Origin of the sequence: Streptomyces sp. NPDC019937 (assembly GCF_040631655.1) — a bacterium.
In the GTDB taxonomy this organism is placed as follows: Bacteria; Actinomycetota; Actinomycetes; order Streptomycetales; family Streptomycetaceae; genus Streptomyces.
This window is the reverse complement of record NZ_JBEYAL010000022.1, coordinates 86003-111697: the sequence shown is the minus strand read 5'-3', so window position 1 is coordinate 111697 and position 25695 is coordinate 86003. Positions and strand designations below refer to the sequence as shown.

The window sequence follows — 25695 nt, the reverse complement described above, 5'->3', positions numbered from 1 at the left end:
ATCGGACACCAGTCGCCTTTCCGGTCCGGCCTCCGGGTGCGGACGGCCGGAGGCATGACCAAGGATTGCCCAGGCCCCGCGCTCACATGCGGCGTAACCAGCCGGAACGCGAAACGTGCGGAGAAGGGCCGAAACTCATGCCCGGCGGTCTCGCTCACGGTGAGCCTCTCGTGACACTCAGGCATTTGCCTGAGCGCCCACCCCTGATTCGGGGGGTACGCGTCATGCCCGACTGGTTCGCTTGACGGGCCCGGATCGCGGCGGATGTGCCGGCCCGCCGGTTCTCGCTGAGCCATCGAGAAACTCTGAACCGAGGAGTCGTTGTCTGTGAGTAAGGTGCTGTTTGTCTACGCCAAGGGCGGGCCGCCGCTGGAATACGCGCTGTCCCGGGTCGCCGCGAAGGCCGAAGTGCATCTGCTCGTGCTCAGTCCCCTTCCGCCCTCCGCCCGCGAGGTGGTCACCCGGCTGTGCGCCTCGGTGATCACCCCCGTGGACACCGCGTCCCAGGACCTCGTCGCGCTCATCACGGCTCAGGCACAGGCCGTCGGCGCCGACGCGGTGTTCACCCCGTCCGAGTACGCCGTGGTGGCGGTGGCGGACGCCTGCGAGCGGCTGGGTCTCGCCGGGGCCGGCGCACACTGCGTGCTGGCCCGGGACAAGCGGATGATGCGCCGCACCTGGGACGCGCACGGGGTGCCCCAGCCACGGTTCCGCTCCGTGGCCACCGAGCGCGACCTGCACGAGGCCGCCGCCGAGATCCCGTACCCGATGCTGATGAAGGCGGCCTGGAGCGCCGGGTCCACCGCCCATCAGATCCTGCGCGGCCCGGAGGACATCGCGCCCGCCTGGTCCCGGGCCCGTGAGGTGATGGAGGACTCCGCCCGCCAGGGCTACGCCGAGCTGCATGTGGCCGGGGCGGACGCCGATTTCCTCGTCGAGGAGATCGTGACGGGCACGGCCGCCGACTGGTTCGAGGAGCCGGGCTGGGGCGATTACGTCAGCGTCGAGGGCGTCGTGGCCGAGGGCGTCTATCACCCGGTGTGCCTGAGCGGGCGGATGCCCACCGTCGAGCCGTTCACCGAGCGCGCCGGAATCACCCCCGCCCTGCTCCCCGAGGACGCCCAGCGCACGGTGGTGGAGCTGACGACGGCCGCCGTGGACGCGCTCGGCCTGCGCACCTGCGGCACCCACACCGAGATCAAGCTGGGCGCCGACGGACGGATGTGGGTCATCGAGACCGCCGCCCGGTTCGGTGGCGCGATGACCGTCCCCCAGATCGAGGAGGTCTTCGGGGTGGACGTCATCGGCATGCTCGTCGACCGGCTGCTCGGCCGCGAGGTCGACTGGCCCGATCCGGGGCCCGGTTCGGTGCTGGGCGCCGCGGACGCCAAGGGCGCGGCCGGCTCGCTGGTGGTGCTGGCCGTGGACGGCTCGGGCGTGCCGTGGCCGGATCGGCGGCTGTGGGACTTCGACGCCGTCCAGCGCTCCGGACTGATCTCCACCGGGGCGCGGCTGACGCAGGTGGCCGGGCACTCGCTGCCGGACGGCACCCCGGTGCCGGTCTACGACCCGGCGGCGGGCGCGAACACCATGGCGGCGCTGTGTCTGCTGGTGGCCGACGATCCGGTCACGGTGATACGTGACTTCGAAAGGCTCAACGACGCCCTGCCCACCGTCCTGCCGCCCGTCCCGGCCACCGGGAGGCCGTGATGACCGCCATCAGCGCGCTTTCCAGCCCGGCCACCGCGCCCGGCACCGATGCCACCGTGGTCGGCGAGAACCTGTCGCTGCCGCTGTTCCGGTCGCTGTCCGGAGTGCTGGCCGGACACCCGTATCTGAAGGTGGTGGTCGACCGCACCGAGCACACCTGGCATCTGCTGGACACCGCCGTCCACCCCTTCCACGTCAACTATGTGGCCACCCGCATCCTCGGGATGGACCTGGACGAACTCGACGCCGGGCTCGACGCGTTCAACGCCTCGGTGTACACCGACCCCGGCCGCCGCTTCCTGCTCGGTGTGCTGTCGCTGCACGCCGACGAGGACACCGAGGGCCGGGACCGGCCGTTCCTGGTTCTGGAGACCACCGAGGCCGACACCATGGACGGCGCCCTGCTCCAGGAGTTCTACGACTTCGTCCGGGAGCGGGTGGACGGTCGGCTGCCATTGCTGCTGAAACCCGCCAACCACGGCCAGGAGGCGGCACTCGCCCCCGTGAGCGACGTGACGCTGCCGCGGATCCTCAGCCACGAGCTGTTCGTCAGCCGCCCCCGCACCCCGCTGAACACCGGGGAGGCCATCGGCCGCCTCCGCTGGTTCGCCTCGCTCGAGGAGTACCGCGAGCACGCCGGGGACCTCGACTGGTCGGACATCGTGGCCATGGACCGTCTGCCCGACGATGTGCCACGGGTGGCCGGATTCATCAACGCCGCCCCCATCACCCCGCTGTCCCACACCAATGTGCTGGCCTCCGGCTGGGGCATCCCGAACGCCATCGTGCGCGACATGGCCCGGCTGGTGGAGTCGGAGGAGCTGGACGGGGCGTGGGTGCGCTACCGGGTCCGGGACGACGACGTGAGCCTGGCCCGGCTGCACGAGGTCCCGGAGCTGGACGAGCCCGCGTGGCACCAGCAGCGGATTCGGCTGGAGCCGCCGTTGCTGGAGGACATCCCCGTCCTGGAACTGCGCCGGCTGCGCCGCGAGGACCGCGACCGCTACGGCACCAAGGCCGCCAACCTCGGTGAACTCCACCATGTGCTGGACAGCCGCACCGCCGATCTCACCGCCTTCTACGGCCGCGCCCGGCCGCCCCGGAAGGACCTGTACGGCCATCTCGCCTCCCGTCTGACCGCGTCCGCCGACCCCGAGGCGCTGCGCCAGGCGGCCTCGGAGTTCGTGGCGGACACCGTCACCGCGCCCGACGGCGTGGCGCTGCCGTTCGCCCTCCAGCACCGCTTCCTGATCTCCTCGCCCGCTCTGCAACAGGGCATCGGCAAGCTGAAGATGGCGCTGGAGCTGGGAGCCACCGATGTGCTGGACCCGCTGTGCCTGAGCCTCCAGCAGCTGGTGCGCGCCACCCCGGTGCCGGAGGACGTGGCCGCGCGGATCACCGGCCCGTTCGCGGACCGGGTGTGCCGCAAGCGGCTGGTGGTGCGGTCCTCCTCCAATGCCGAGGACCTGCCCGGCTTTTCCGCCGCCGGGGTCTACGACTCCATCACCACGGTGCACGGCACGGACGAACTCCTCGACGCCGTACGGCAGGTGTGGGCCTCGCTGGTGTCGCCGCGCAGTGTCCGGCTCCGTCACGAGGCGGGCATCTCCCTGGACGACACCTACATGGGCGTCATCGTGCAGGAGTACACCCCGGCCGAGCTCGGCGGGGTGCTGGTCACCTGCAACCCCACGCGGCGCGAGGACTTCCGCAACGTCTACATCAACTGCACACCCGGTTCGCCCGAGAGCGTCGTCGACGGCACCGCGCTGCCGTTGCAGTACCTCTACAACACCGTGGAGGGCGGGGGCCGCACCGTGGACCTCGGTTCTTCGGGTGAGGACCTGCCGTCCTCGGCCCGGGCGCGGCTGGCGGATCTCGCGCTCACCGGGCGGCTGCTCCAGTCACACTTCGCGGACGATCCGGATGATCCGGACGATCCGCTGGACATCGAGTGGCTGATGACCGAAGAGGGCGGTTTCAAGCTGGTCCAGCTCCGCCCATACGCGCTGTGAAGGGCCGTGTGCCGTTCCTCCGCCGCTCCCCGGCGGAGGAACGGACCCCGCTCACCGCCGGGGCACGCCGGGTCATCGCCCTCAACAACGGTTTCCAGCTGCTGTTCAACCTGCTGTGGTGGATGCCGGTCTTCTACGCCTACCAGCGGCAGGCCGGGCTCTCGGACGCGCAGATCTTCGGCATCCAGTCCCTCTACTACATCGCGTTCTGCCTGTTCGAGATCCCGACCGGACTGGTGGCCGACCGGATCGGCGCCCGCAACTGTCTGCGCGCGGGCGCCGTGGTGATGACCGCGGCGAACCTGGTCCCGGTCGTCTCCCCCGACTACACCGGCTTCCTGGTCCACTTCCTCGCCATCGCCGCGGGCCGCTCCCTCACCTCCGGGGCGGCCAGCGCCTACCTCTACGACGCGCTGCACGCGGAGGGCGCGAACGACCACTATCTGCGCGCCGAGGGCACCGCGCGGGCCCTCGGGCTGGCCGCGAAGGTCATGTGCTGGCCCCTGGTGGGACCCCTGATGGCGCTGTCCCGGCCCACCCCGTACCTCCTCAGCGCGGCCAGCGCAGCAGCGTCGCTGGCCTGTGCCATGGCCCTGCCCCGGCTGGTGGGCGCGGAGTCGGGGACACGCCGGTCGGGGGTGTGGCGGGAGGCCGGGCGGGCGCTGCGCCGGCTGCGCGGCTCCCCGTGGCTGGCCCTGGTGATGGTGCAGGGCGTGGCGGTCTTCACGCTCTCCCGGATCTGTCAGGTGAACCTGTTCCAGCCGATCCTGATCGACCAGGGCATTCCGGAGCCCTCGCACGGCACCGTGCTGGCGGCGGTGACGGTGGCCGAGGCCGTGGGCGCGGCCCGGCCACAGTGGCTGGGCCGCAAGCTGAAACCGCTGACGATGGTGTCCGTCCTGAGCCTGGCGATGGCGGTGTCCCTGGCCGGGATCACCCTCGGCGGGCCGGTGGCGGCGGTGGCGCTGCTCTGCCTGTTCTCGGCGGTCACCGGCTTCGCGTATCCGATCCAGCGCAAGCTGGTGAACGACGCGGTGCCGCCGGGCGCTCCGCGCGCCACCCTGCTGTCGGTGGAGAGCATCATCGACCGCGCGGTGTGCGCCCTGGCGGCGGTGGCCGCGGGCGCGTACCTCTCGGCGGGCCGGATGGACGCGCTGCTGTGGCACAGCGCCGCCGTGACCGCTGTGGTGATGCTCGCCGTGCACCTGGCCGTGCTGATCGGACGGCCACGGCGCCCCCGCCCGCCACGGGCCGCCGGGGGTCATCGGCGCCAGACTCCGGCCGCCGCGCCCCGCAGGACGTAGTCCTCGAAGGTCCGGGGCGGGCGTCCCAGCACGGTGGCGACGCCGTCCGTCGTCCCGGCGATCACCCCGCGCTCCATCAGCACGAACATCTCGGTGACGTGATGGGCGTCGGCCTCGTCCCAGCCCTCCTTCACCAGCGCCGCGGTGTACTCGGCCGGGGAGATGCGGGTGTAGGCGATGGGCAGACCGGAGGCCCGGGAGATCAGCTCAACGGCCTCGGCGAAGGTCAGCGCGCGCGGCCCGGTCAGCTCGTGGACCCGTCCGGCGTGCCGGCCGGGGTCGGCGAGCACCGCGGCCGCGACGTCGGCGACGTCCTCGAGGTCGATGAACGGCTCGGGGACCGCGCCGGCCGGAAGCGCCAACTCGCCGGCGACCAGCGGCGCGTGGAAGAGGTCCTCGTCGAAGTTCTGGTTGAAGTTCGACGGGCGCAGGATGGTCCAGTCCAGTGCCGAGCCGCGCACAGCGTCCTCGGCGGAGCGCATGTCCAGCCCGAACGCGGAGTCGCCCCAGGTGTCGGCGCCGTGCCCGGAGAGCAGGACCAGGTGCCGCACACCGGCGGCCTCGGCCCGCGCCACGAACTCGTGCACCGGGCCCGGCACGGGCGGCGGCACCACGTAGGCGGCGGTGACGCCCCGCAGGGCCGGGCCCCAGCCGTCGGGGTCGGACCAGTCGAACCGGGTCCTGCTGGATCGGGAGGCGGCGCGCACCCGGGTGCCGCGCAGCCGCAAGCGGGCGGCGACCCGCCGGCCGGTCTTGCCGGTCGCGCCGAGGACGAGGACGGTGTCGTTGCTGTCGCTGTCGTTGCTCATGGCAGCAGTCAACGGCGCCCGCCCGGACGAATCCATGGGCGAGAAGCCGGATCGCCTTTGCCATCGTCTAGCCTCATGGGGATGGACGCGTTCGGTGACCTTTTGCGCGGCGTACGGGCCCAGGGCTCGTTGTTCGGCAGCTCGACCCTGTCCCCGCCCTGGGCGCTGCGCTTCGTGGACGGCGCGCCGCTGACGTTGTGCACCGTCCTCGTCGGCGGGGGCTGGATCGTGCCGGAGCATCGCCCGCCCGAAGAGCTGCGCGCCGGTGAGACGGTCATCGTGCGGGGCCCCGCGCCGTTCACCTTCGTCGACGAGGTCGGCACCCGGGCCGAACCCGTCGCGTGTGGCGAGCACTGCGCGACGCCCGAGCAGGGCGGAACCCGGCACCGGCGCGGCTGGAACGACCGCGGCGACACCGCCGACGGCGCGACGACGCTGATCGTCGGCGCCTATCCGGTGCACGGCGAGATCAGCCGCAGGCTGCTGGACGCGCTGCCCGTGGTGCTGCGGGTGCCTCCCGGCGGCGAATCCGATCCCATATGGGACCACCTCGCCGCCGAGGTGGCCGCCGACACCCCGGGCCAGCAGGTGGTCCTCGACCGGCTGCTGGACTGGATGCTGGTGTGCGCGCTGCGCGAGTATTTCGACCGGCCCGGCGGCGAGCCGCCCGCCTGGTACGCCGCCCAGCGGGACCCGGTGGTCGGCGACGCGCTGCGCCTGCTGCACACCGAACCGGCGGCGCCCTGGACGGTCTCCTCGCTGGCGGACCGGACGGGCGTGTCGCGTTCCACGCTGGCCAAGCGGTTCGCCGAACTGGTCGGTGAACCGCCGCTGACCTACCTCACCCGCTGGCGCATGACGCTCGCGGCGGACCTGCTGGCCGAGCGCGAGGCCGCCACCGTCGCCGAAATCGCCCGGGCCGTGGGCTACTCCGACGCGTTCGCCTTCAGCGCGGCGTTCAAACGGATCCGGGGCATCAGCCCCAGCGGGTTCCGGCGCACCGCCACCGCCGTAGCCCGGCAGCCGACCGCGACACCCACCGGGGCACACTGAACGGGCCGTACGCTCGAGCCCACGGAACAGCAGCCGCGGTCGGAGGAACCATGTCAGGCGCATGTTGCGCCCCCAGCTCAGGGGGCGGCCAGGAGATTCCCGAGCCGTCCGCCGCGCCGGGGCTCCGGGCACCGGAGCGCGACCGGGCCCAAGCGCTGCGCGCCATGCTGCGCATCCCCGGAGGGGCGTATCTGATGGGAGGCGACGACGCCGACGCGTTTCCCGAGGACGGCGAGGGCCCGGTCCGGGAGGTACGGCTGTCGCCGTTCCTCATCGACGCGACCGCCGTCACCAACCGGCAGTTCGCGGCGTTCGTGCGCGGCAGCGGCTACCGGACCGATGCCGAGCGCTACGGCTGGTCCTTCGTGTTCTACGCGCTCGTCCACCCCGGCGCCCGGCGCATGGTGCGGGACGGCACGGTGGCGCAGGCACCCTGGTGGCTCGCGGTGGACGGGGCGTGCTGGCGGGCCCCCTACGGGCCGGGATCGTCATGGACCGAGCTGGAGAACCACCCCGTCGTCCACGTCTCCTGGCGCGACGCGGCCGCCTACGCGGCATGGGCGGGCAAGCGCCTGCCCACCGAAGGCGAGTGGGAGAGGGCGGCGCGTGGCGGTCTGGAACGCTCCCGCTTTCCCTGGGGCGATGAGCTGCTGCCCCGGGGGAAGCACCGCTGCAACATCTGGCAGGGGAAGTTTCCGCAAGTCAACACCGGTGAAGACGGATATCTGGGGACCGCGCCGGTCAAGACCTACCGCGCCAACAACTTCGGCCTGTACAACACATCGGGCAATGTGTGGGAGTGGTGTTCCGACTGGTGGAGCACCACATGGCACGCCGCCGACCGCCCGGAGACCCGCCAGGACCCGGCCGGGCCTCCCACGGGGGAGGCGAAGGTGATCCGCGGCGGCTCCTATCTGTGCCACGCGTCGTACTGCAACCGCTACCGCGTCGCCGCCCGCACCTCCAACACACCTGACAGCAGCACCGGACACATGGGGTTCCGCTGCGCGGCGGACCTGCCACCGGTCCGCTGACGGCGCCTTGGTTGACACCGCCAGGGGAGCGGGTGAAACTTGCACAGCCTACTGGTAAGACCAGTTAACTGGAGCCTCCTCGGGAATAGGAGCGTCCTGCATGACCAACGCCTCCCCGCATCCGCCGTCCGCGAGCGGGACCTTCCAAGGCAAGATCGGCACCACCTACGACGAGTCCACTCCGTGGTGGCCCGAGCAGCGGACGCCTCCCGAGGACACGCCCAACGTCGTGGTCATCGTGCTCGACGACGTCGGCTTCTCCGACCTCGGCTGCTTCGGCTCGGACATCGACACCCCGGCCATGGACGCCCTCGCCACCGGTGGCCTCCGCTACGCGAACTTCCACACCACGACGCTGTGTTCGCCGACCCGTGCCTCCCTGCTGACCGGCCGGAACCACCACTCGGTCGGCATGCGCATGCTGTCCAACTTCGACACCGGCTTCCCCAGCGGCCGCGGCCGGATCACCACGGCCGCCGCGACCCTGCCCGAGGTGCTGCGCGACAGCGGCTTCAACACCATGGCCGTGGGCAAGTGGCATCTGGCGCCGATGGAGCAGACCACCCCGTCCGGGCCGTACACCCAGTGGCCGCTGTCGCGCGGGTTCGAGCGCTACTACGGATTCCTGGAAGCCGAGACCGACAGCTTCCATCCGGAGCTGTTCTACGACAACCACGCCGTGGACCCGCCGAAGACCCCGGAAGAGGGCTATCACCTCAGTGAGGACCTGGTCGACCGGTCGATCGAATTCGTCCGCGACCAGACGTCCGTCACCCCGGAGAAGCCCTTCTTCCTGTACTTGGCATTCGGCGCGGCGCACGCCCCGCACCAGGCACCCCAGGAGTACCTGGACAAGTACCGGGGCCGCTTCGACCACGGCTGGGACGCCGAGCGCGCCACCCGGCACGCCCGCCAGATCGAACGGGGCATCCTGCCGCCCGGCACCGAGCTGGCGCCGCGCAACCCCGGGGTCGTTCCCTTCGACGAGCTGTCGGACGACGAGAGGAAGCTGTCCGTACGCCTCCAGGAGGCGTACGCGGCGATGCTCGACCACACCGACCACCAGATCGGCCGGCTGATGGAGTTCCTGGAGCGGATAGGCCAGATGGAGAACACCATCACCATCCTGCTCTCGGACAACGGGGCCAGCCAGGAAGGCGGCCAGAAGGGTTCGCTCAACCCCACCGCGTTCCAGAACGGCATCGCCGAGGACCTGGACGAGATGGTCGCGCGGATCGATGACATCGGCACCGAGCGCGCTCACGCCAACTACCCCTGGGGCTGGGCGCAGGCCGGGAACACACCGTTCAAACGCTACAAGCAGAACACCCACGAAGGCGGTGTCCGCTGTCCGCTCATCGTGCGGTGGCCCCGGGGGCTGCCGCGCACCGGCGAGGTCAGGCAGCAGTTCCACCACGTCAACGACATCGTCCCGACCCTTTTCGACCTGCTCGGTGTGCGGGCGCCCGAGGTCTACAACGGCATCCCGCAGCTGCCGATCCACGGCGTCAGCATGGCGTACACCTTCGGCTCGCCGACCGCGCCGACGCGCAAGGAGGCCCAGTACTTCGAGATGTTCGGGCACCGCGCCATCTGGCACGACGGCTGGAAGGCCGTCGCCTTCCACCAGCGCGGTACGTCCTTCGACGCGGACGAGTGGGAGCTGTACCACCACGACACCGACTTCTCGGAGTGCAAGGACCTGGCACGGACCCGGCCCGAGCAACTGCAGAAGATGATCGCCCGCTTCTGGGTGGAGGCGGGGAAGTACGACGTGCTGCCGCTGGACGACAACGGATTCGCCTACCGGGCGAAGATTCCGCGCCCCGGCTCCCCGCGCAGGCGCAGCACCTTCACCTACTACCCCGGCATGGCCCATCTGCCCATCGCCGCGGTACCACCGGTGATGAACCGCGCGCACCGCATCACCGCCCACGTCGACCGGGCCGCCACCTCGGACGAGGGTGTCCTGGTGTCCCTGGGCAACATCAGCAGCGGATACGTCCTGTACGTCAAGGACAACCGGCTGGTGTACGAGTACAACTTCCTCGGCACCCGGTACACGGTGACCTCGACCGGGGAACTCCCGACCGGTCCGGCGGAGCTGACCTTCGAGTTCGTCAAGACCGGTGACATGCGAGGCGTCGGCCATCTGTACGTGTCGGGCACGCCGGTCGGCAGCGAGGACATTCCGCGGGTGCTCCCGCACTTCCTGGGATGGCAGGGCCTCGACATCGGCCGGGACACCCTGTCGCCGTCCTCGCCCAACTACGAGGGGGAGTTCGCGTTCACGGGCGCGTTCGAGAAGGTCGTGTTCACGGTCGCGCCGGACGAAGAGGGCACCGTACCCTTCGAGCGCATCGACTGATCCGCGCGCCTGACATCTCAAGGCCCCTCTTCCGGTGGTGAAACACCCGGAAGAGGGGCCTTGAGGTGTGCCCGGCGCCTGTCAGCTGGGGGGCGTATAGCGTCCGTCGATCGCCGTCCAGCCGCCGTCGACGAAGAGCTGGCTGCCGGTGACGAAGGACGACGCGTCCGACGCCAGGTAGACGACGGCACCGGCCAGCTCGTCCGGCCGGGACCAGCGGCCCAGGGCGCTCTTGGACGCGTAGGCCTCCGACCACTCCGGCACGGCCCTGATCTGCGCGGTCAGCGGGGTGTCCACGATGCCCGGGGCGACGGTGTTCACCCGCACCCCCGAGGGGCCCAGTTCGGCCGCCGCGGTCCGCAGCATCTGGACCAGGCCCGCCTTCGTGGCCGCGTACACGCCCTGTCCCGGCTCGACGGCCACCGCGCGGATCGAGCTGAAGCCGATGATGCTTCCGCCGCCGCGTGCGGCCATGCCACGGCCGAACGCCCGCACCAGGTCGAAGGAGGCGCGCAGATTGAGCGCCACGACCCGCTCGAACTCCTCGGCCGTGTAGTCGAGCAGGGGCTTGCGCACGTTCGTCGCCGCGGTGAAGACGAGCACGTCGACGGGGCCCAGCTCCTCGGCGGCCCGCGCCACCGCCTCGCCGTCGAGCACGTCGAGGGCGTGCGGGGAAAGGCCCGGCCCCATCGACGCCGTCTCCGTGGCCGCCGTCAGGTCACGGTCGGCGCACACGACCGTGGCGCCGTGCGCGGCGAGGGCCAGGGCGCTCTCGCGGCCGATTCCGCTGCCCGCGCCCACGACGACGGCCTTGCGGCCGTCGAGCCGGAACAGGCGGGAGTACGCGTCCACCGGATCGGTGTGGTCCTGTGCTTGCACTGTGGTCCTCACGGCTTCTGTGTCGTCGGGCGGATCACTGCCATACGGGTGACGGTCAGCTCTTCGATGGCGAACCTCGGGCCTTCCCTACCGGCCCCGGAGTCCTTGACGCCGCCGTACGGCATGACGTCGGAGCGGAAACCGGGGACCTCGTTGACGACCACCCCGCCCACCTCCAGGCGGTCGAGAGCGGTGAACGCCGTGTCCAGGGCGCTGGTGTAGACGCTCGCGTGCAGTCCGTAGCGCGAGTCGTTGACCACGTCGAAGGCGGTCTCCAGGTCGGGGACGGACCGTACCGCGACCACGGGGCCGAACACTTCCTCGTCCCAGACGGAGAGGGCGCGGTCCACATCGAGCAGTACGGTGGGCTCGATCACCCCGTCGGTGACCCGGCCTCCGGCCGCCAGTGACGCCCCCGCCTCCACCGCCTCCGCCAGCCACGCGCGCACCCGCTCGGTCGACCGCTCGTCGATGAGTGCCGAGACACGCGTCGCCGGATCCCGGGGATCGCCCACGGCCACCCGGGCGACTCGCTCCGTCAGCCGGGCCACGAACTCCTCGCGTACGGCGTCCACCACGATGACCCGCTGCACGCTGATGCACGCCTGGCCCGACGCGTAGTAGCCGCCGCGTACGACCGCGTCGGCGGCGGCGTCGAGGTCGGCGTCGGCGGCCACCACCAAGGCGGCGTTGGAGCCGAGTTCGAGCAGCACCTTCGTGGGGGCGGCGTCCCGGGCGATCCGGTGGCCCACGGCGGCGGAACCGGTGAAGGACACCGCCCCGATCCGGCGGTCGGTGGTCAGCGCGACACCCACCTCGGGCCCGCCGGTCACCAGCTGCACCGCCGCCTGCGGCGCGTCGTGGGCGCTCAGGGCCTCGCGGAGGAGGTGCACCAGCCACAGGGTGGCCAGGGGTGTCTGCGGGGCGGGCTTGGCGATGACCGGGCAGCCGGCGGCCAGCGAGGGCGCGATCTTGTGCGCGGCGAGCAGCAGCGGGTAGTTGAAGCCCGCGATGCCCACCACCACACCGATCGGCTTACGGGTCCAGAAGCCGAGCAGTCCCTCGCCCGACGGCAGCAGGTCCAGCGGCACCGTCTCCCCGTGCAGCCGGGCCACTTCCTCGGCCGCGGTCAGCAGGGTCAGCAGGGTGCGATCCACCTCGACCCGGCAGTCGACCAGCGGCTTTCCGGTCTCCAGCACCAGAAGCCGCTCGAAGTCCGCGCGCCGGGAGGTGATGGCCTCGTGGGTGGCGAGCAGCGCGGCCCTGCGGGTGTGCGAGGGGAGCCGTCCGACCCGCTCGCGTACCCGCAGGGCCGCGTCCACCGCCCGGCGTGCCAGGCCGGTGTCCCCGACGGGGGCCCGGGCGACGAGCGTCCCGTCGTAGGGGAAGCGGACGTCCTCGGTGGCGGCTGCCTCGACCCAGTGGTCGCCGATGGGAAGGCCCTCGGGGAACTCCTTCCCCACGGGGGATGCGCCGTCGGCGGAGGGGACTTGGGTGGTCACGGTCGCTACTCCCGGTTGAGGTCGGCCGCCGACACCCCGGACAGTGCCTTGCCCAGGGTCGGAACGGCGGCGATCAGCCTGCGTGTGTAGGAATGCTGCGGGTCCTCGTACACCTGCTCCGTGGACCCGGTCTCCACGATCTGTCCGGCGTGCATGACCGCGACCCGGTCGCACACATGGCGGACCACGGACAGATCGTGGGAGACGAAGACCAGCGTGAGGGACAACTCCTCGACGAGGTCGGCGATGAGGTTGAGCACCTGTGCCCGTACGGACACGTCCAGGGCGCTCACCGGCTCATCGGCCACGATGATCTTCGGACGGGGGGCGAGGGCGCGCGCGATCGAGATGCGCTGCCGCTGGCCGCCGGAGAACTGGTGCGGATAGCGGTCCGCCGCGTCGGCGCGCAGGCCGACCGCCTCCAGCAGCTCGGCCACCCGCTCCCGACGGTTCCCGTGCCCCTGCGCGACCAGCGGTTCGGCCACGATGTCGCCGACGCGCATGCGCGGGTCCAGCGAACTCATCGGGTCCTGGAACACCAGCTGGAGCCGCTCGCGGACGAACTTCAGCTGTCTTTCCCGGAGCCCGGTGATGTCCCGGCCGTCGATCGCGACACTGCCGCTGGTGGGCCGGTCGAGCCCGGCCAGGATCCGCAGCAGGGTCGACTTGCCGCATCCCGACTCGCCCACGATGCCGAACCGCTGGCCCTGGGGGACGGTGAAGCTGACACCGCGCAGGGCGTGCACCGGCGGACTGGGATGGCGCAGCGAGGTACGGGCCCGTCGGTAGTCGCGCGTGACGTCGCGGACGCTGACGGCGTCCACGGGGCCGGTCCGCGGACCGGACGCGAGGGGGGTGCTGGTCGGCTGCTCAGCCACGGCCGGCCTCCAGGTTCGCAGGGGTGCCGGTCCCCGGTGCGGCGCTCTCGGGTACCGGGTGGAAGCAGGCGTGGCCGGAATCCGGCCCGGTCGGGACCCATTCCGGCCGGGTGGCGCACACCTCGGTCGCCTGGGCGCACCGGTTTCTGAAGACGCATCCGGCGGGGAACTGCCCCGCCGGTGGAACCGACCCGGGGATCGTGGCCAGCCGCCCTCGGTCGTCGACCGCGGTCAGGTCCGACGCGCCGATCAGGCCCTGGGTGTAGCGGTGCCGGGGGCGCGTGAACACCTCCCGGACCGGGCCGGACTCGACCAGCCGCCCGCCGTACATGACCATGACCCGTTCGCAGGCGGTGGCCACCACGGCCAGGTCGTGGGTGATGAAGAGCATGGCCGACCTGCGGTCCTGGACGCCCCGCACGATCAGGTCGAGCACCCGCGCCTGCACGGTGACGTCGAGCGCGGTGGTGGGTTCGTCGCAGACCAGCAGTGCGGGGTCGTTCGCGAGGGCGATGGCCAGCACGATCCGCTGGCGCTGACCGCCGGAGAACTGGTGCGGATAGGCGTCGGCGGCGGTCTCGGGGTCGGGAAGCCCCACCTGGGCGAGCAGTTCCACGGCGGCGGCGCGGGCGGACGCCCGGTCGGGCCTGGTCCGGTGGATCAGCAGCACCTCGGCGATCTGCCGCCCGACCTTCATGGTGGGGTTCAGAGCGGTCATGGGCTCCTGGAAGACCATGGCGATCTCCTTGCCCCGCACCCGGGACATGCGCCCTTCATCGGCGCCCACCAGATCGTGGCCGACTCCGGCGAGCCGTACCGAACCGGTGGCACGGACCCCCTCGGGGAGCAGTCCCATGACGCTCAGCGCGGTCAGCGACTTGCCCGAGCCCGACTCGCCGATCAGGCCGACGCGTTCGCCCGCCCTGATGGTGAAGCCGACATCTTCGACGAGCGTGCGGCCGCCCACGGTCACATCGAGGTTCCGTACGGCCAGGACGTCTTCGGGGGAGCCCTGGGCGGCGGCGGCCGGTCCCGTCTCGGGTACCGGGGTCATCGGCGGTCCTCCAGCTTGGGGTCGAAGCGGTCGCGCAGCCCGTCACCGAGCAGGTTGAACCCGAGCACCGCCACCGCGATCGCGACGCCCGGGAACACCGCGAGCCGGGGAGCGATGGACAGCAGCTCCTGGCTCTCCTGGAGCATCCGGCCCCAGGACGGTGTGGGCGGCGGGGTGCCGAAGCCCAGGAAGGACAGCGCGGCCTCGGCGAGCACGGCGATGGCGAAACCCACCGACGCCTGAACGATGACGAGACTGCTGACGCCTGGCAGAACGTGCCGCACCGCGATCGCGAACGGCCCGCGCCCCGCCGCGCGTGCGGCGGTGACGTACTCGGTCTGCATCACCTGCAGGGTCCCGCCGCGGATCAGCCGGGCGAAATGAGGGATGGACGCGATGCCGATAGCGATCATCGCGACCAGCGTGCCCGCGCCGTACACGGCGGCGAACATGATGGCCAGCAGCAGCGCCGGGAAGGCGAGCAGCAGGTCGTTGCCGCGCATCAGCAGCTCGCCGAACCAGCGGGGCCCCATCCCGGCGAGGATGCCGAGGGGCACCCCGATCAGGGCGGCGACCCCCACCGCCACGAAGCCGACGAAAAGCGTGGTGCGCGAGCCGATCAGGATCTGGCTGAACACATCGCGGCCGAACTTGTCCGTGCCGAACCAGTACTCGGCCGACGGCTCCTGCAACCGCACCGCCGGATCGACCAGGGTCGGGTCGTGCGGGGTCCATGCGAAGGACAGCAGCGCCATGCCGAGTACGAGCGCCACGATGAGCCCGCCCACCAGGAGGCTGCCCGTGACCGGGCGGCGCCGTCGGCGGGCGGCGGGCCCCGCGGACGCGACGGTGGCCTCGGCGTCGAGAGCACTCATGCCGCACCTCCCCTGAGCCGCGGGTCGATCAGGAGATAGACCATGTCCACCACGAAGTTCACCAGCAGCACCGCCATTGCGATGATCATGACCACGTCCTGCACCACGATGAGGTCCCGGTTGGCGACGCTGTCCAGCAGCAGGCTGCCGAGCCCGGGGATGACGAAGACCCGTTCGATGACGACGGAGCCCACCAGCAGCGTGGCGAGCTGCAGCGCCAGAACGGTGACCACGGGCACCGACGCGTTCCGCAGCCCGTGCCGCAGCAGCGCCCGCGTCGGGCGGAGCCCCTTGGCGCGCGCGGTGCGCAGATAGTCCTCCCGGAGGACATCGAGCACGGCGCTGCGCACATAGCGGGTGAGCACCGCCGCCTGCACCATGCCGAGGGCCAGCGCGGGCATGGCCAGTTGTTTGACGAACAGCACCGGATCCTCCACCGGAGGTGTCCAGCCGTTCGCCGGCAGCCATCCGAGCCCGACCGCGAACACGGTGATCAGGAGGATGCCCGCGAGGAACGCCGGGACGGCCACGCCGACTTGGGAGACGGCCGAGAGGAGGAGCCCGGAGGGCTTGCGGTGCCGCACGGCCATGAGCGTGCCCATGGGGACGGCCAGGATCAGGGCGATCACCATGGCGGTGCCGACGAGCCACAGGGTGACCTGGAGGCGGTCGGCGAGCTGCGGACCGATCGGGGCCTGGGAAATGTAGGAGTTCCCCGGGTCGAAGGTCAGCAGCCCGTGTATCCAGTGGAGGTACTGGGCCACGAGTGGCCGGTCGAGTCCGAACTGCTCGCGCAGTTGCGCCACTGCCGAGTCCGACGCACTGGTTCCGAGGGCGACGCGCGCCGGGTCCCCCGGCAGCACCGCCATGAACGCGAACACCAATACGGAGCTCACGGCCAGGCTGGCCAGGAGGATCCCGGCCCGCTGTACGAGACGGACGATCATTGGTTCACGCCGCCTTTCAGGACCGGCCCAGGCCGGTGAGGTCCAGTGACTCGGTCACGGAGTTCACGGGCAGACCGGTGATGTCCTTGTCCGCCACCATCAGGTTCGGCAGCAGGAACAGCCAGTCGGCTGCCGCGTCCTTGGAGAGCAGCCGGGCGGCCGCTCGCATGTGGGTGATCTGCTGCTCCCGGGTGCCCTCGTCCGCCTTCGCCAGCAACGCCCGGAACGTGGGGCTGTCGTAGCGGATGTAGGACTTCTTGTTCCCGAACACCGTCTGCATGTCGCGGGGCTCCACGTGGCCGATGATGGACATGTCGTAGTCGGCGTTCTTGAAGACGGTGGACAGCCAGGCGGCGGGGAACTCCAGCTGGTCCAGCTTGACCTTGAACCCGACCTGTTCCAGCTGGCTCTTGACCACGGTGCCGCACGCGGTGGCATACGGCAGTGTCGGAATCCGCAGCCGCAGCGTACGCCCGGCTTCGCCGGACTCCTTCACGAGCTTCTTGGCCTTGTCGCGGTCGTACGGATACAGGTCCGTGAGGTTCTGATACCACGGGTCGGTCGGCGGGACCATGCTGCCGATGAGCTTGCCCCGGCCCGCCCAGCAGGTGTCCATCAGGGCCTTGTGGTCGATGGCGTAGCGGACCGCCTGGCGGGCCTTTGGATTCTTCATCGGGCCCGAGCCGTTGTTGAGGGAGAGGACCACCTCGCCGTTGGTCGTGCCCTCGATGACCTTGTACTTGGAGTTGTGCTGGAACCGGTACAGGGACTCCGGGGACTGCATCTGGCCGATCACGTTGATGGTGCCCGTGAGCAGCGCGTTGTTCATCGCCGTCGGGTCCTTGAAGTACTTGAGGGTGACCGACGCGAAGTGCGGTTCGCGCCCCCAGTAGCCGTTGCGACGGGCCAGCGTGATCGAGTCGCCGCGATTCCACTTCTTCACCACGTACGGGCCGGTGCCCACCGGTTCGGTGGCCAGCTTGCGCACGCCGGTCCGGCTGAACATCGCGCCGACGCGGGTGGTCATCCGGTACAGCCAGTCGTTGCTCGGCCTCTTCAGGGTGACCTTGAGTTCAGTGGGCGACACCGCCCGCGCCGAGTCCACGACATCCATCTGGGTCTTCTGCACCAGCGTCCAGTCGGTCTTGACGCGTTCGATGGAGAATGCGGCGTCCGCGGCCGTGAACCGTGCGCCGTTGCTGAACGTGGCGTTCTTCACCAGGTGGAACGTGTACGTCCTGCGGTCCTTGGACAGGCTCCAGGACGTGGCCAGTTGGGGCCGGATTTTTCCGGACTGGTCCAGCTTCACCAGGTTCTCGTAGACGTTGTTGAGCAGTGCCTGCGGAATGGCGGCACCTTCGGTCCTGGTGAAGTCGAAATTGGCCGGCTCGGCGGTGAGGCCGATGTTCAGGGAGTTCTTCCCCGCGCCGCCGGTTGCCGTGGACCCGGCCGAACAGGCTGCCAGCGGCAGGCATGCGAGCATGGCCGCTATCGCCCCGGGGCGCCGCGCCGGCCGCTTGTGAAGTCTCATCCGTGCTACTCCTGGCCTTCCATCGCGTGCAGAACGGCTGTTGCGACGTCCGCCGTGGTGGCGTTGCCGCCGAGATCGGCCGTGTGGTGCCTGGTATCTCGCAAGGTGTCCGCCACCGCCTCCCGGATGCGGCGCGCCGCGGTGGTGTGCCCGAGGTCGTCGAGCAGCATCGCGCCGGAGAGCATGCAGGCCACCGGATTCGCCACGCCCTTCCCGGCGATGTCGGGCGCGGAGCCGTGGACCGGTTCGTAGATGCCCGGCACATCCGCGCCCGGAAGGACGTTGGCGCTGGGCGCCATGCCCATACCACCGGCGAGCACCGCGGCGAGATCGGAGAGGATGTCGCCGAACAGGTTGCTCGCGAGCAGCACGTCGAGGGAGCGCGGCGCCTGGATCATACGGGCGGCCATCGCGTCGACCAGCACGGTTTCCAGCTCCACCTGCGGATACCGCTCGCCGACCTCGCGCACCACCCGGTCCCACAGCGGATAGCCGTACCGCATCGCGTTGGACTTGGTCACCAGGCACAGGCGGCCCGACCGCCGGCCGGCCAGGCCGAACGCCTGGTGCGCCGCCCGCTCGATGACCCGGCGGGAGTGCACGGCGACCTCGATGCCGAGGTCGTGTCCGCTGCCCGCGTGCGCCACCCCGCCGGCGCCGACGTATTCGCCCTCGGTGTTCTCGCGCACGATCACCAGGTCCACGCCATCGGTGTCGCGCACCTTGGTGGGGACGCCGGGGAACGCGCGCACCGGGCGCAGGTTCACGGCGAGGTCGAGCTGCTGCCGCAGCCCGATGATCAGGCCCCGGACCAGTTCGTGCTCGGGCACGTCGGGGCGTCCGACGGCGCCGAACAGCACGGCGTCCGTCTTCTTGACCTGGTCGGCCGCGTCGGCCGGCATCGCCGCCCCCTGCCGGAGGAACCGCTCGCCTCCCCAGTCCAACGAGGTCACATCGAGCCGGTGGCCGTCGGCCTCCAGGGCGGCCCGGATCGCGGGCACGGTCGCCGCGACGACCTCCGGGCCGATTCCGTCGCCCGGAATGACCGCGAGCCGTACGACTGTGGTGTTCCGCGTCATCGACGCCACCTTCCGCTATGACTGGCCTGACCAGTAAGCTCACTTGCCAGGTACCGTGGCGACTGAAGCTGTTCCTGTCAAGGGTTCGAGCGCCACGGGTATCGCGACCGAAGGAGAGTGCGGGTGCTCACGGAACAGAACCTGGCCGCCATACCGGCCGTCGAGATGGTCGCCGGATTCGCCGACCGCACGCTGTCGCCGGTCGAGGTGCACGACGCCGTCCAGTCGGTGATCGAGGCGCGGGAGGGTGTGCTCAACGCGTTCTGGGTGCGCGATCCGGACGAGTCCCGCAAGGCGGCGCAGGCCAGCGAGGCCAGGTGGGCCGCGGGCGAACCGCTCGGGCTCATCGACGGCGTGCCGGTGACCCTGAAGGAGAACGTCGCCCGCAGGGGCGTGCCCATGCCCTCGGGCAACGCGGGCACCGAGCCGGTCCTCCCCGAGGCGGACGCGCCCATCACCGCGCGGGTCCTGGAATCCGGCGGGGTGATCCTCGGGTCGACCGTGATGCCGGACTGGGGCATGCTCTCCTCCGGGGTCTCCAGCCGTCACGGCATCTCGCGCAGCCCCTGGAACCCCGACTGGACCACCGGCGGTTCCAGCTCCGGCGCGGGGGCGGCGGCCGCCGGGGGATACGGCCCGCTCCACGTCGGCACCGACATCGGCGGGTCGATCCGGCTGCCGGGCACCTGGCTGGGCCTCGCCACGCTCAAGCCCAGCTACGGGCGGATCCCGCTGGACGCCCCGTACCTGGGGCGCGCGGCCGGTCCCCTGACCCGCACCGTGGCGGACGCGGCCCTGTTCATGCGGATCCTGAGCCGGCCGGACCCCCGGGACTGGTCGAGCCTGCCGCCGCAGGACATCGACTGGTCGGCGCTGGACGGTGAGGTGCGCGGACTGCGGGTGGGGGTCCACCTGGAGGCGGGCTGCGGGGAGCCGTGCGACGCCGAGATCCTGGCCGCGGTGAACCACGCGGCCGAGGTCTTCGAGGCGGCGGGAGCCGTCGTGGAGCCCGTCGAGCGGTTCATGACCCAAGAGCTCCTGGACGACCTGGACCTGTTCTGGCGGGTGCGGTCCTGGAACGACTTCCGCGAGCTGACCCCCGAGGCCCGGATGCGCGTCCACCCCCACATCATCCGATGGTGTCAGGGCGGCGCGGACATCCCCGGCACGAAGGTCCTCCAGTGCTACCAGCAGATCATGCGCATCCAGGCGCGGACCGTGGCGGCGACGCTCCCCTACGACCTGGTGCTCTCGCCGGTCGCCCCGGTGGCGGCGTTCCCCGCCGAGCGGCCCATGCCGTTCCCGGGGGACGCGAAGACCATGGCGCACATCGGCTTCACCGCGCCGTACAACATGTCGGGACAGCCCGCGGCCACCGTCAACTGCGGTTTCACGACCGACCACCGGCCCATCGGGGTGCAGATCTCGGGCCGCCGTTTCGACGATCTCGGCGTCCTGCGGGCGGCGGCATGGTACGAACGGAACCGGCCTGCCGAGGCGGTCCCGCACTGGCCGGACCACGCCCTCGGGGCGTCCACGGGGGAGAAGAAGACCACATCGACCACGCCCGAAGGGGAGAAGCCTTGAGCGACGGGGCACAGTTCCGGCAGGTCTCGCCGGTACGGCTCTACCAGCGCATCGTCGAGCAGATCGAACAGGCGATCGCGCGGGGTGACCTGAAGCCCGGTCAGCGGCTGCCGAGCGAGCGGGAGTTGGTGACACAGTTCGGGGCGAGCCGGCCCACCGTGCGGGAGGCCCTGCGCGTGCTGGAGAGCAACGGACTCGTCCGCTCGCGCCCGGGGGATCCCCACGGCCCGGAGATCCTTCCGTTCTCACCGGCCGGTCTGACCAAGGAGATGACCCGGCTCGTCCAGTTCGACAACATGTCCATGGCCGAGCTGATCTCGTTCCGCATGATCCTCGACGGGTCGGCGAGCCTGCTGGCGGCCCGGCTGCGCTCCGAGGAGGAGCTGGCCGCCATGGAACGGACGCTCGCCGTCATGTCGGAGGCGATCGAGACCGGGTACGAGGAGTTCAGCAAGGCGGACATCGCCTTCCACGAGGCGGTGGCGGTGGCCAGCCGCAACTCCCTCATCGAGGTCTGCAACCAGGTGGTCCGGGGCGCCGTCCTCACCCTGATCTCGGACAAGGTCGTCCACGCGCACAACAGCACGGCGCTCATGCGCGAGTCGCTCCAGCACCACCAGGAGGTGCTGGAGGCGATCCGGCAGGGGGACGGCCCGGCGGCGGCCCGCATCTCGCGGCGCAAGCTCTACGAGTACTACGCCGTCTACGTCCCCGAGGACGAGCGGGAGCCGCTGCTCGCGCTCATGGACGACGAAGAGGCCTGAGCGGTCCCGCACCGTGCCCTGACCCGCTCAGGGCACGGGCGTGCCGCGTTGCCAGGAGTCGATGACGATCAGCGTCTTCGTCTGCAGCACACCGGCGCCCTTACGGCGCAGCCGGTTGACCACCTTCTGCAGGTCGTCGACGCTGTCGACGTGCAGCCGGACGAGCGCGTCCACATCGCCGGTGAGCGTCAGCACCTCGTCGACCTCCGGCAGCGTCGACGCGAACTCCACGATGTCGTGGATGTCCGTGTCCCCCGTGAATCGCAGCTCGGTGACGGCCTGGAGGCCCTGGCCGAGCTTGGCCTGGTCCGTGGTGATCGTGTAGCCGGTGATGACCCCCGACTCCTCCAGGCGCGCGATGCGCCGCCGGACCGGCGCCGGGGAGAGCTGCACCAGGCGTGCGATGTCGCGAACGGTGCGCCGCCCGTCGGCTCGCAACAACTCCAGGATCCGCAGATCGACCGAGTCGAGATGTACGGGTGCCGACATGCCGCAAGTGTAAGCGGCACTTCCCACAACGGTCACTCCCCGCCCGGGTGGTCTTCCCGCAAAGAGCGTCCGCGCATCGCTGTGCGCACTTTTGTTGTGCGCGGCCCGGACCCTTGAAACCGTGTCCTCATGCCAGCCGCACCACACTCAGCAACGCTCCTGCGCCTCGATGTCGCCGCCGTGCCCCTGGCGGTGGCCCGGGTCGCCTCGATCCTGGCGCACCGCCAGTTCGACCTGCTCACCATGGACGTCGCCGCGCCCGTCGACGGGCTGCGGAGGATCACCATCGAGGTGGACACGGCGGACGAGATCAGGGTGCGGCAGCTCGTCGATTTCCTGAACCGGTCGCTCGACGTCGTCAAGGTCGTCTGAGGGGCGGCTGCCGTACGCGTGAGGGTGCCGTCCGCGCCGGACGGCACCCTCACGCGTACGGCGGCTACGCCGTGGCGCTCATCTCGGCATCTCGGCGGCCGTGCCGTTCAGCGACCCCGGGCCGTGCCCGGTGCCGTTCACCGGGCCGGTGGCCCGGGCGGGGCGTTCCAGGATTCCGCGGTCGGCGGGCGGGGTGTCCGCGGTGGTGGCGCCGGGCGGCGGGCCGGAGGTCTCGGTGCCGCTCTGCGAGCCGCCCTGACCGGCCCCGCCGTGCGTGGCCCCGTTCTGACCGCCGTTGGGGGAGGGAGCGGAACCGTTGATCTTGTCGATGGCCTGGCGGGCCTGTTCGCCGGGGGAGCGGGGCGCGGGCTGCGCCGAGGGGGACGGGGTGGGCGCGGGCTGGTTCCGCTCCAGCTGGGGCGGCTTGGCGTAGGCCGCGCCCATGGCCTGGGTGCGCAGCCGGTGGCTGACCGCCTCGTCCAGGCTCACCGGCCGGTGCATCTGGGCGGCCAGCCGCCCGGCCTCCTGACCCAGTGCGGACACCACGTCCCACGGCAGATGGAGCACCAGACGGACTTCGGCATCCCCGTCCGGAAGGGCTTGGATGGGAGGAGTGAACCGTTCACTCATGAGCTGGTCCTCCGTAGGGTTCTATCGCGTCCGCGCCCCGCCTGCCAGGGCGCGTACAGAGCCATACGGACAACCGCCGCGCCCCGTTCACCGGAAGCCGGACGGATCGGGGCGCCGCGTCAGGTGCGCAGCAGGATCGTGACCGTCGCCAGGATCGCCGCGAGGACGAGCGCTGCCACACCGTAGCCGATCCGCTGCGACCGCAGGCCCGGAATGAGCGCGTCGATGGCGATCCGGCCCGACCCGGTCAGCGCGAGCCCGGCCGCGCAGACGCCGATGAGCAGCGGAAACTCAAATCCGCCGAAGAGTCCGAGTTTCCAGGTGGCGGCGACCGCGTTGGCCATCGTGCCCGCCACGGCGGCTCCGGCCAGCGGCGTGAGCAGCCCCACGGCGAGCCCCAGCCCGCCCAGGGTTTCGGTGAGCCCCGCGCAGACGGCCATCGCCCGGGGCGCCGGGTAGCCGAGGTGGGCGAATTCCACGGCGGTCCGGGAGATCCCGAGCCCGTCCCACCAGCCGAACAGATGCTGCGCCCCCCGCGCGGCGACGATCAGCCCCACCCCGAGCCGTACCACCAGCAGGCCGGCGTCATGAGCGCGCAGGACGCCCGGCGCGCTCCTGGGGGAGGCGTGGACGGGCGTACCCATCGGGGGAGTGTTCTCGTCGTCGTAGTACGACATGGCGCCCTCGTCGCGTCGGGGTTCGGTGTGCGGCCACCGAGCCGGATAAGGGATATGAGCCCTATGTTCACTTTGTCGCAATCACGCCACGGCTTCAATCCGTACGCTCACCGGAGGGGCGTCAGGCCGCGGCGCGCCCCGGCGGCGAGCGGCAGGGCGGCGGCCAGGCAGCTCACCCCGGCCAGGGGCAGGGACGTCCCGGGGGCGGGAGCGCACAGGGCCACGCCGAGACCGGCCGCGGTCGTGATGGCCGTCTTGGTCACGCCGGACGCCTCGCCCGCCAGCTCCGGGCCCGCGGCCGCCTGGGTGGCGATGAGCGTCAGAGCACCCGCCATCCCGAGCGCGGCCCCGCAGCCCGTGGCCACCAGCACATAGCCCGTCAGCGAGGTCGCCGCCGGCGCCGCGCACAGCCCCGCCCCGCTCAGGCCCAGACACCCGGCCATCGCCCCGACCGCCCTCGCCGGACCGATCCGCCCGGCCAGCGGACCGGCCACGGACATGGCCACGGCGGGGGCGAGGAAGGCCGCCCCGGCGGCCGCCGCCGACAGCCGCCACGGCCCCTGCAGCGACACCGGCACCACGAAGAGGAACACCACGGTCGCGGCATTGGCCACCGCGCCCGCCGCCGTGAGCGCCACGAAGGGCCGGTTGCGCAGGAGGGCCGGGCTCACCAGTGGGCTCGGCGCCGCCCGTTCGCACCGCAGAAAGACCAGGAACAGGGCGACGGTCAGGGTCAGGGCGGCGGCCGTACGGCCCGACGCCCAGCCCCACACCGGCCCGCGGTCGATGCCCGCCGCGAGCGCCGCCACCGCCGCGGTCGCCGCGACCAGGCCCTTCCCGTCCACCGGGCGCGGCGCGCTGCCGCCCCGGGGCTCCGCCGCCCGCGCCGCGCAGCCCGCCGCGAGAGCGGCGACCGGCACATTGAGCCAGAACACCGCACGCCACGACACGGCCTCGGTCAGCACCCCGCCCACGAACGGGCCGCACGCCGTCGCGACACCCCCGACGCCCATCGCCCACCCCAGGGCCCGCCCGCGCAGCGCGGGCGGATAGGTGTGCGTCAGCAGGACCAGCCCCACCGGCATGGCCAGCGCGCCGCCCGCTCCCTGGACGACCCGGGCGCCCACCAGTACCGGCAGCGAGGGGCTGAGCGCGCACACCAGTGAGGCGCCCCCGAACACCGCGAGGCCCACCGTCAGCAGCGCGCGCCGCCCCAGCACATCGCCCAGCCGCCCGGCGCCCAGCATCAGCGAGGCCGCCGCCAGCAGATAGCCGCTGACCACCCACGACAGCCCGCCGCCGGCCCCCAGATCCCGGCCGATCCGGGGCAGCGCCGGGTTCAGCGCGAAGGCGTCCAGCTGGACGCAGAACATGGCCAGCGACACGGCGGCCAGCGCCGGGCGCCGGACGGAAGCAGCGCTCCGTACCGTCATCAGTCACTCCTCATCAGCACCACGGAAGGGGGACGGAACAGGGGCTGATGAAAGAAGTGAGCGCTCGACGAGAGGGCTCGACGAGAGGGCTCGGCGAGAGGTGAGGGGAACGGGCGGATGGGTCACACCCGGGGGAACGGCGGCTTCAGCGGCGGGGCGGCAGCCGGTGCAGTTCCACGGCGGTCAGCCGCCCGGCCTCGATCGCGGCCGTCAGATACGTACAGTACGGCTGCCGGCGCCGGTCGGTGGGGGAGCCGGGGTTGAGCAGCCGGAGCCGCCCGTCGGCCGATGTGGAGTCCCACGGGATGTGGCTGTGGCCGAACACCAGCACGTCCAGCTCCGGGAACCGCTCCGCGCAGCGCCGCTCACGCCCTTGCGCCGCGCCCGTCTCGTGCACCACCCCGAAGCGCAGCCCGCCCAGCTCCGCGTACGCCACCTCCGGCAGTCGCGACCGCAGTTCGGGCCCGTCGTTGTTGCCGTACACGCCGATCAGCCGGTGCGAGCGCGCCTCCAGCAGATCGAGGGTGGCGGCGTCGACCCAGTCGCCCGCGTGGATGACCACATCGGCGCGGGCCACCTGGTCCAGCAGCTCCCTGGGCAGTTCCTTGGCCCGGCGCGGGAGATGGGTGTCCGACATCAGCAGGAGACGCACGCGTCGACCGTACCGTGTGGATCGGCATCCATTGACCATCGCACAGGGAGAGA

23 protein-coding genes are annotated in these 25695 nt (G+C 71.5%); 9 read left to right on the top strand and 14 right to left on the bottom strand.

What is annotated here, in order from left to right:
- Positions 1 to 327 precede the first annotated feature (327 nt).
- The 3 genes from ABZ562_RS22735 to ABZ562_RS22725 are packed head-to-tail and all read left to right on the top strand — an operon-like array spanning position 328 to position 5029.
- Positions 328 to 1710, top strand: coding sequence for an ATP-grasp domain-containing protein (locus ABZ562_RS22735; RefSeq protein ID WP_361482618.1), 1383 nt, complete (start codon positions 328 to 330; stop codon positions 1708 to 1710).
- On the top strand, positions 1710 to 3725 hold the full coding sequence (locus ABZ562_RS22730) for a PEP/pyruvate-binding domain-containing protein (RefSeq protein ID WP_361482615.1): 2016 nt from the start codon (positions 1710 to 1712) through the stop codon (positions 3723 to 3725). Before ABZ562_RS22735 ends, ABZ562_RS22730 begins: the two co-directional genes overlap by 1 nt.
- The gene (locus ABZ562_RS22725; RefSeq protein ID WP_361482612.1) at positions 3722 to 5029 is read left to right on the top strand and encodes an MFS transporter; all 1308 of its coding nucleotides are present in this window, start codon (positions 3722 to 3724) and stop codon (positions 5027 to 5029) included. The genes ABZ562_RS22730 and ABZ562_RS22725 overlap by 4 nt, the downstream gene beginning before the upstream one ends.
- Here the strand turns inward: ABZ562_RS22725 and ABZ562_RS22720 are convergent.
- Positions 4987 to 5838 carry an NAD(P)H-binding protein gene (locus ABZ562_RS22720; RefSeq protein WP_361482609.1) on the bottom strand — a complete coding sequence of 284 codons (852 nt, stop codon included), beginning with the start codon at positions 5836 to 5838 and terminating at the stop codon, positions 4987 to 4989. The two genes, ABZ562_RS22725 and ABZ562_RS22720, sit on opposite strands and share 43 nt — an antisense overlap.
- A gap of 81 nt (positions 5839 to 5919) precedes the next feature.
- On the opposite strand from ABZ562_RS22720, the gene ABZ562_RS22715 reads away from it, so the two are divergent.
- The 3 genes from ABZ562_RS22715 (at position 5920) to ABZ562_RS22705 (ending at position 10293) form a co-directional block, all read left to right on the top strand.
- Positions 5920 to 6891, top strand: a complete 972-nt coding sequence (locus ABZ562_RS22715; protein ID WP_361482606.1) for an AraC family transcriptional regulator — start codon at positions 5920 to 5922, stop codon at positions 6889 to 6891.
- A gap of 50 nt (positions 6892 to 6941) precedes the next feature.
- Positions 6942 to 7925, top strand: a complete 984-nt coding sequence (locus tag ABZ562_RS22710) for a formylglycine-generating enzyme family protein (protein WP_361482603.1) — start codon at positions 6942 to 6944, stop codon at positions 7923 to 7925.
- A 100-nt stretch (positions 7926 to 8025) separates the two neighbouring features.
- Entirely contained in the window at positions 8026 to 10293 is a 2268-nt protein-coding gene (locus ABZ562_RS22705; protein ID WP_361482600.1) for an arylsulfatase, read from the top strand.
- Between the two features lie 81 nt (positions 10294 to 10374).
- On the opposite strand, the gene ABZ562_RS22700 is transcribed toward ABZ562_RS22705, so the two are convergent.
- Genes ABZ562_RS22700 through ABZ562_RS22665 form a run of 8 tightly spaced genes read right to left on the bottom strand, consistent with a single transcriptional unit; the run spans position 10375 to position 19038 of the window.
- Positions 10375 to 11172 carry an SDR family oxidoreductase gene (locus ABZ562_RS22700; protein ID WP_361482727.1) on the bottom strand — a complete coding sequence of 266 codons (798 nt, stop codon included), beginning with the start codon at positions 11170 to 11172 and terminating at the stop codon, positions 10375 to 10377.
- A gap of 8 nt (positions 11173 to 11180) precedes the next feature.
- Entirely contained in the window at positions 11181 to 12674 is a 1494-nt protein-coding gene (locus ABZ562_RS22695) for an aldehyde dehydrogenase family protein (protein WP_361482598.1), read from the bottom strand.
- A gap of 5 nt (positions 12675 to 12679) precedes the next feature.
- Complete coding sequence (locus tag ABZ562_RS22690) at positions 12680 to 13552, bottom strand: ATP-binding cassette domain-containing protein (RefSeq protein ID WP_361482595.1); 873 nt, start codon at positions 13550 to 13552, stop codon at positions 12680 to 12682.
- Entirely contained in the window at positions 13545 to 14606 is a 1062-nt protein-coding gene (locus ABZ562_RS22685) for an ABC transporter ATP-binding protein (protein WP_361482592.1), read from the bottom strand. Before ABZ562_RS22685 ends, ABZ562_RS22690 begins: the two co-directional genes overlap by 8 nt.
- Positions 14603 to 15481 (bottom strand): ABC transporter permease, encoded by an 879-nt coding sequence (locus ABZ562_RS22680; protein ID WP_361482589.1) that lies wholly within the window; start codon positions 15479 to 15481, stop codon positions 14603 to 14605. The genes ABZ562_RS22685 and ABZ562_RS22680 overlap by 4 nt, the downstream gene beginning before the upstream one ends.
- Positions 15478 to 16428 (bottom strand): ABC transporter permease, encoded by a 951-nt coding sequence (locus ABZ562_RS22675; RefSeq protein WP_361482586.1) that lies wholly within the window; start codon positions 16426 to 16428, stop codon positions 15478 to 15480. Before ABZ562_RS22675 ends, ABZ562_RS22680 begins: the two co-directional genes overlap by 4 nt.
- A 16-nt stretch (positions 16429 to 16444) precedes the next feature.
- Entirely contained in the window at positions 16445 to 17959 is a 1515-nt protein-coding gene (locus tag ABZ562_RS22670; protein WP_361482583.1) for an ABC transporter substrate-binding protein, read from the bottom strand.
- A gap of 5 nt (positions 17960 to 17964) precedes the next feature.
- Positions 17965 to 19038: an isocitrate/isopropylmalate dehydrogenase family protein gene (locus ABZ562_RS22665; protein ID WP_361482580.1), complete on the bottom strand. Its 1074-nt coding sequence runs from the start codon at positions 19036 to 19038 to the stop codon at positions 17965 to 17967.
- A gap of 123 nt (positions 19039 to 19161) precedes the next feature.
- On the opposite strand from ABZ562_RS22665, the gene ABZ562_RS22660 reads away from it, so the two are divergent.
- Together ABZ562_RS22660 and ABZ562_RS22655 are read left to right on the top strand one after the other, a co-directional pair.
- On the top strand, positions 19162 to 20625 hold the full coding sequence (locus ABZ562_RS22660) for an amidase (RefSeq protein WP_361482577.1): 1464 nt from the start codon (positions 19162 to 19164) through the stop codon (positions 20623 to 20625).
- Positions 20622 to 21389 carry a FadR/GntR family transcriptional regulator gene (locus ABZ562_RS22655; RefSeq protein ID WP_361482574.1) on the top strand — a complete coding sequence of 256 codons (768 nt, stop codon included), beginning with the start codon at positions 20622 to 20624 and terminating at the stop codon, positions 21387 to 21389. The genes ABZ562_RS22660 and ABZ562_RS22655 overlap by 4 nt, the downstream gene beginning before the upstream one ends.
- A gap of 27 nt (positions 21390 to 21416) precedes the next feature.
- Here the strand turns inward: ABZ562_RS22655 and ABZ562_RS22650 are convergent, their stop codons facing one another.
- A complete protein-coding gene (locus ABZ562_RS22650; protein ID WP_361482571.1) occupies positions 21417 to 21878 on the bottom strand; it encodes an Lrp/AsnC family transcriptional regulator in 462 nt (153 codons plus the stop codon).
- 129 nt (positions 21879 to 22007) lie between these two features.
- On the opposite strand from ABZ562_RS22650, the gene ABZ562_RS22645 reads away from it, so the two are divergent.
- Complete coding sequence (locus ABZ562_RS22645; protein ID WP_361482568.1) at positions 22008 to 22250, top strand: hypothetical protein; 243 nt, start codon at positions 22008 to 22010, stop codon at positions 22248 to 22250.
- Positions 22251 to 22328: 78 nt separating this feature from the next.
- Here the strand turns inward: ABZ562_RS22645 and ABZ562_RS22640 are convergent, their stop codons facing one another.
- The 4 genes from ABZ562_RS22640 to ABZ562_RS22625 all read right to left on the bottom strand — a co-directional run bounded on the left by ABZ562_RS22640 (position 22329) and on the right by ABZ562_RS22625 (position 25642).
- Positions 22329 to 22880, bottom strand: coding sequence for a hypothetical protein (locus ABZ562_RS22640; RefSeq protein ID WP_361482565.1), 552 nt, complete (start codon positions 22878 to 22880; stop codon positions 22329 to 22331).
- A 119-nt stretch (positions 22881 to 22999) separates the two neighbouring features.
- The gene (locus ABZ562_RS22635) at positions 23000 to 23524 is read right to left on the bottom strand and encodes a DoxX family protein (RefSeq protein ID WP_361482724.1); all 525 of its coding nucleotides are present in this window, start codon (positions 23522 to 23524) and stop codon (positions 23000 to 23002) included.
- A gap of 140 nt (positions 23525 to 23664) precedes the next feature.
- Entirely contained in the window at positions 23665 to 24990 is a 1326-nt protein-coding gene (locus tag ABZ562_RS22630; protein ID WP_361482562.1) for an MFS transporter, read from the bottom strand.
- Positions 24991 to 25135: 145 nt separating this feature from the next.
- On the bottom strand, positions 25136 to 25642 hold the full coding sequence (locus ABZ562_RS22625) for a metallophosphoesterase (protein WP_361482559.1): 507 nt from the start codon (positions 25640 to 25642) through the stop codon (positions 25136 to 25138).
- Positions 25643 to 25695 lie beyond the last annotated feature (53 nt).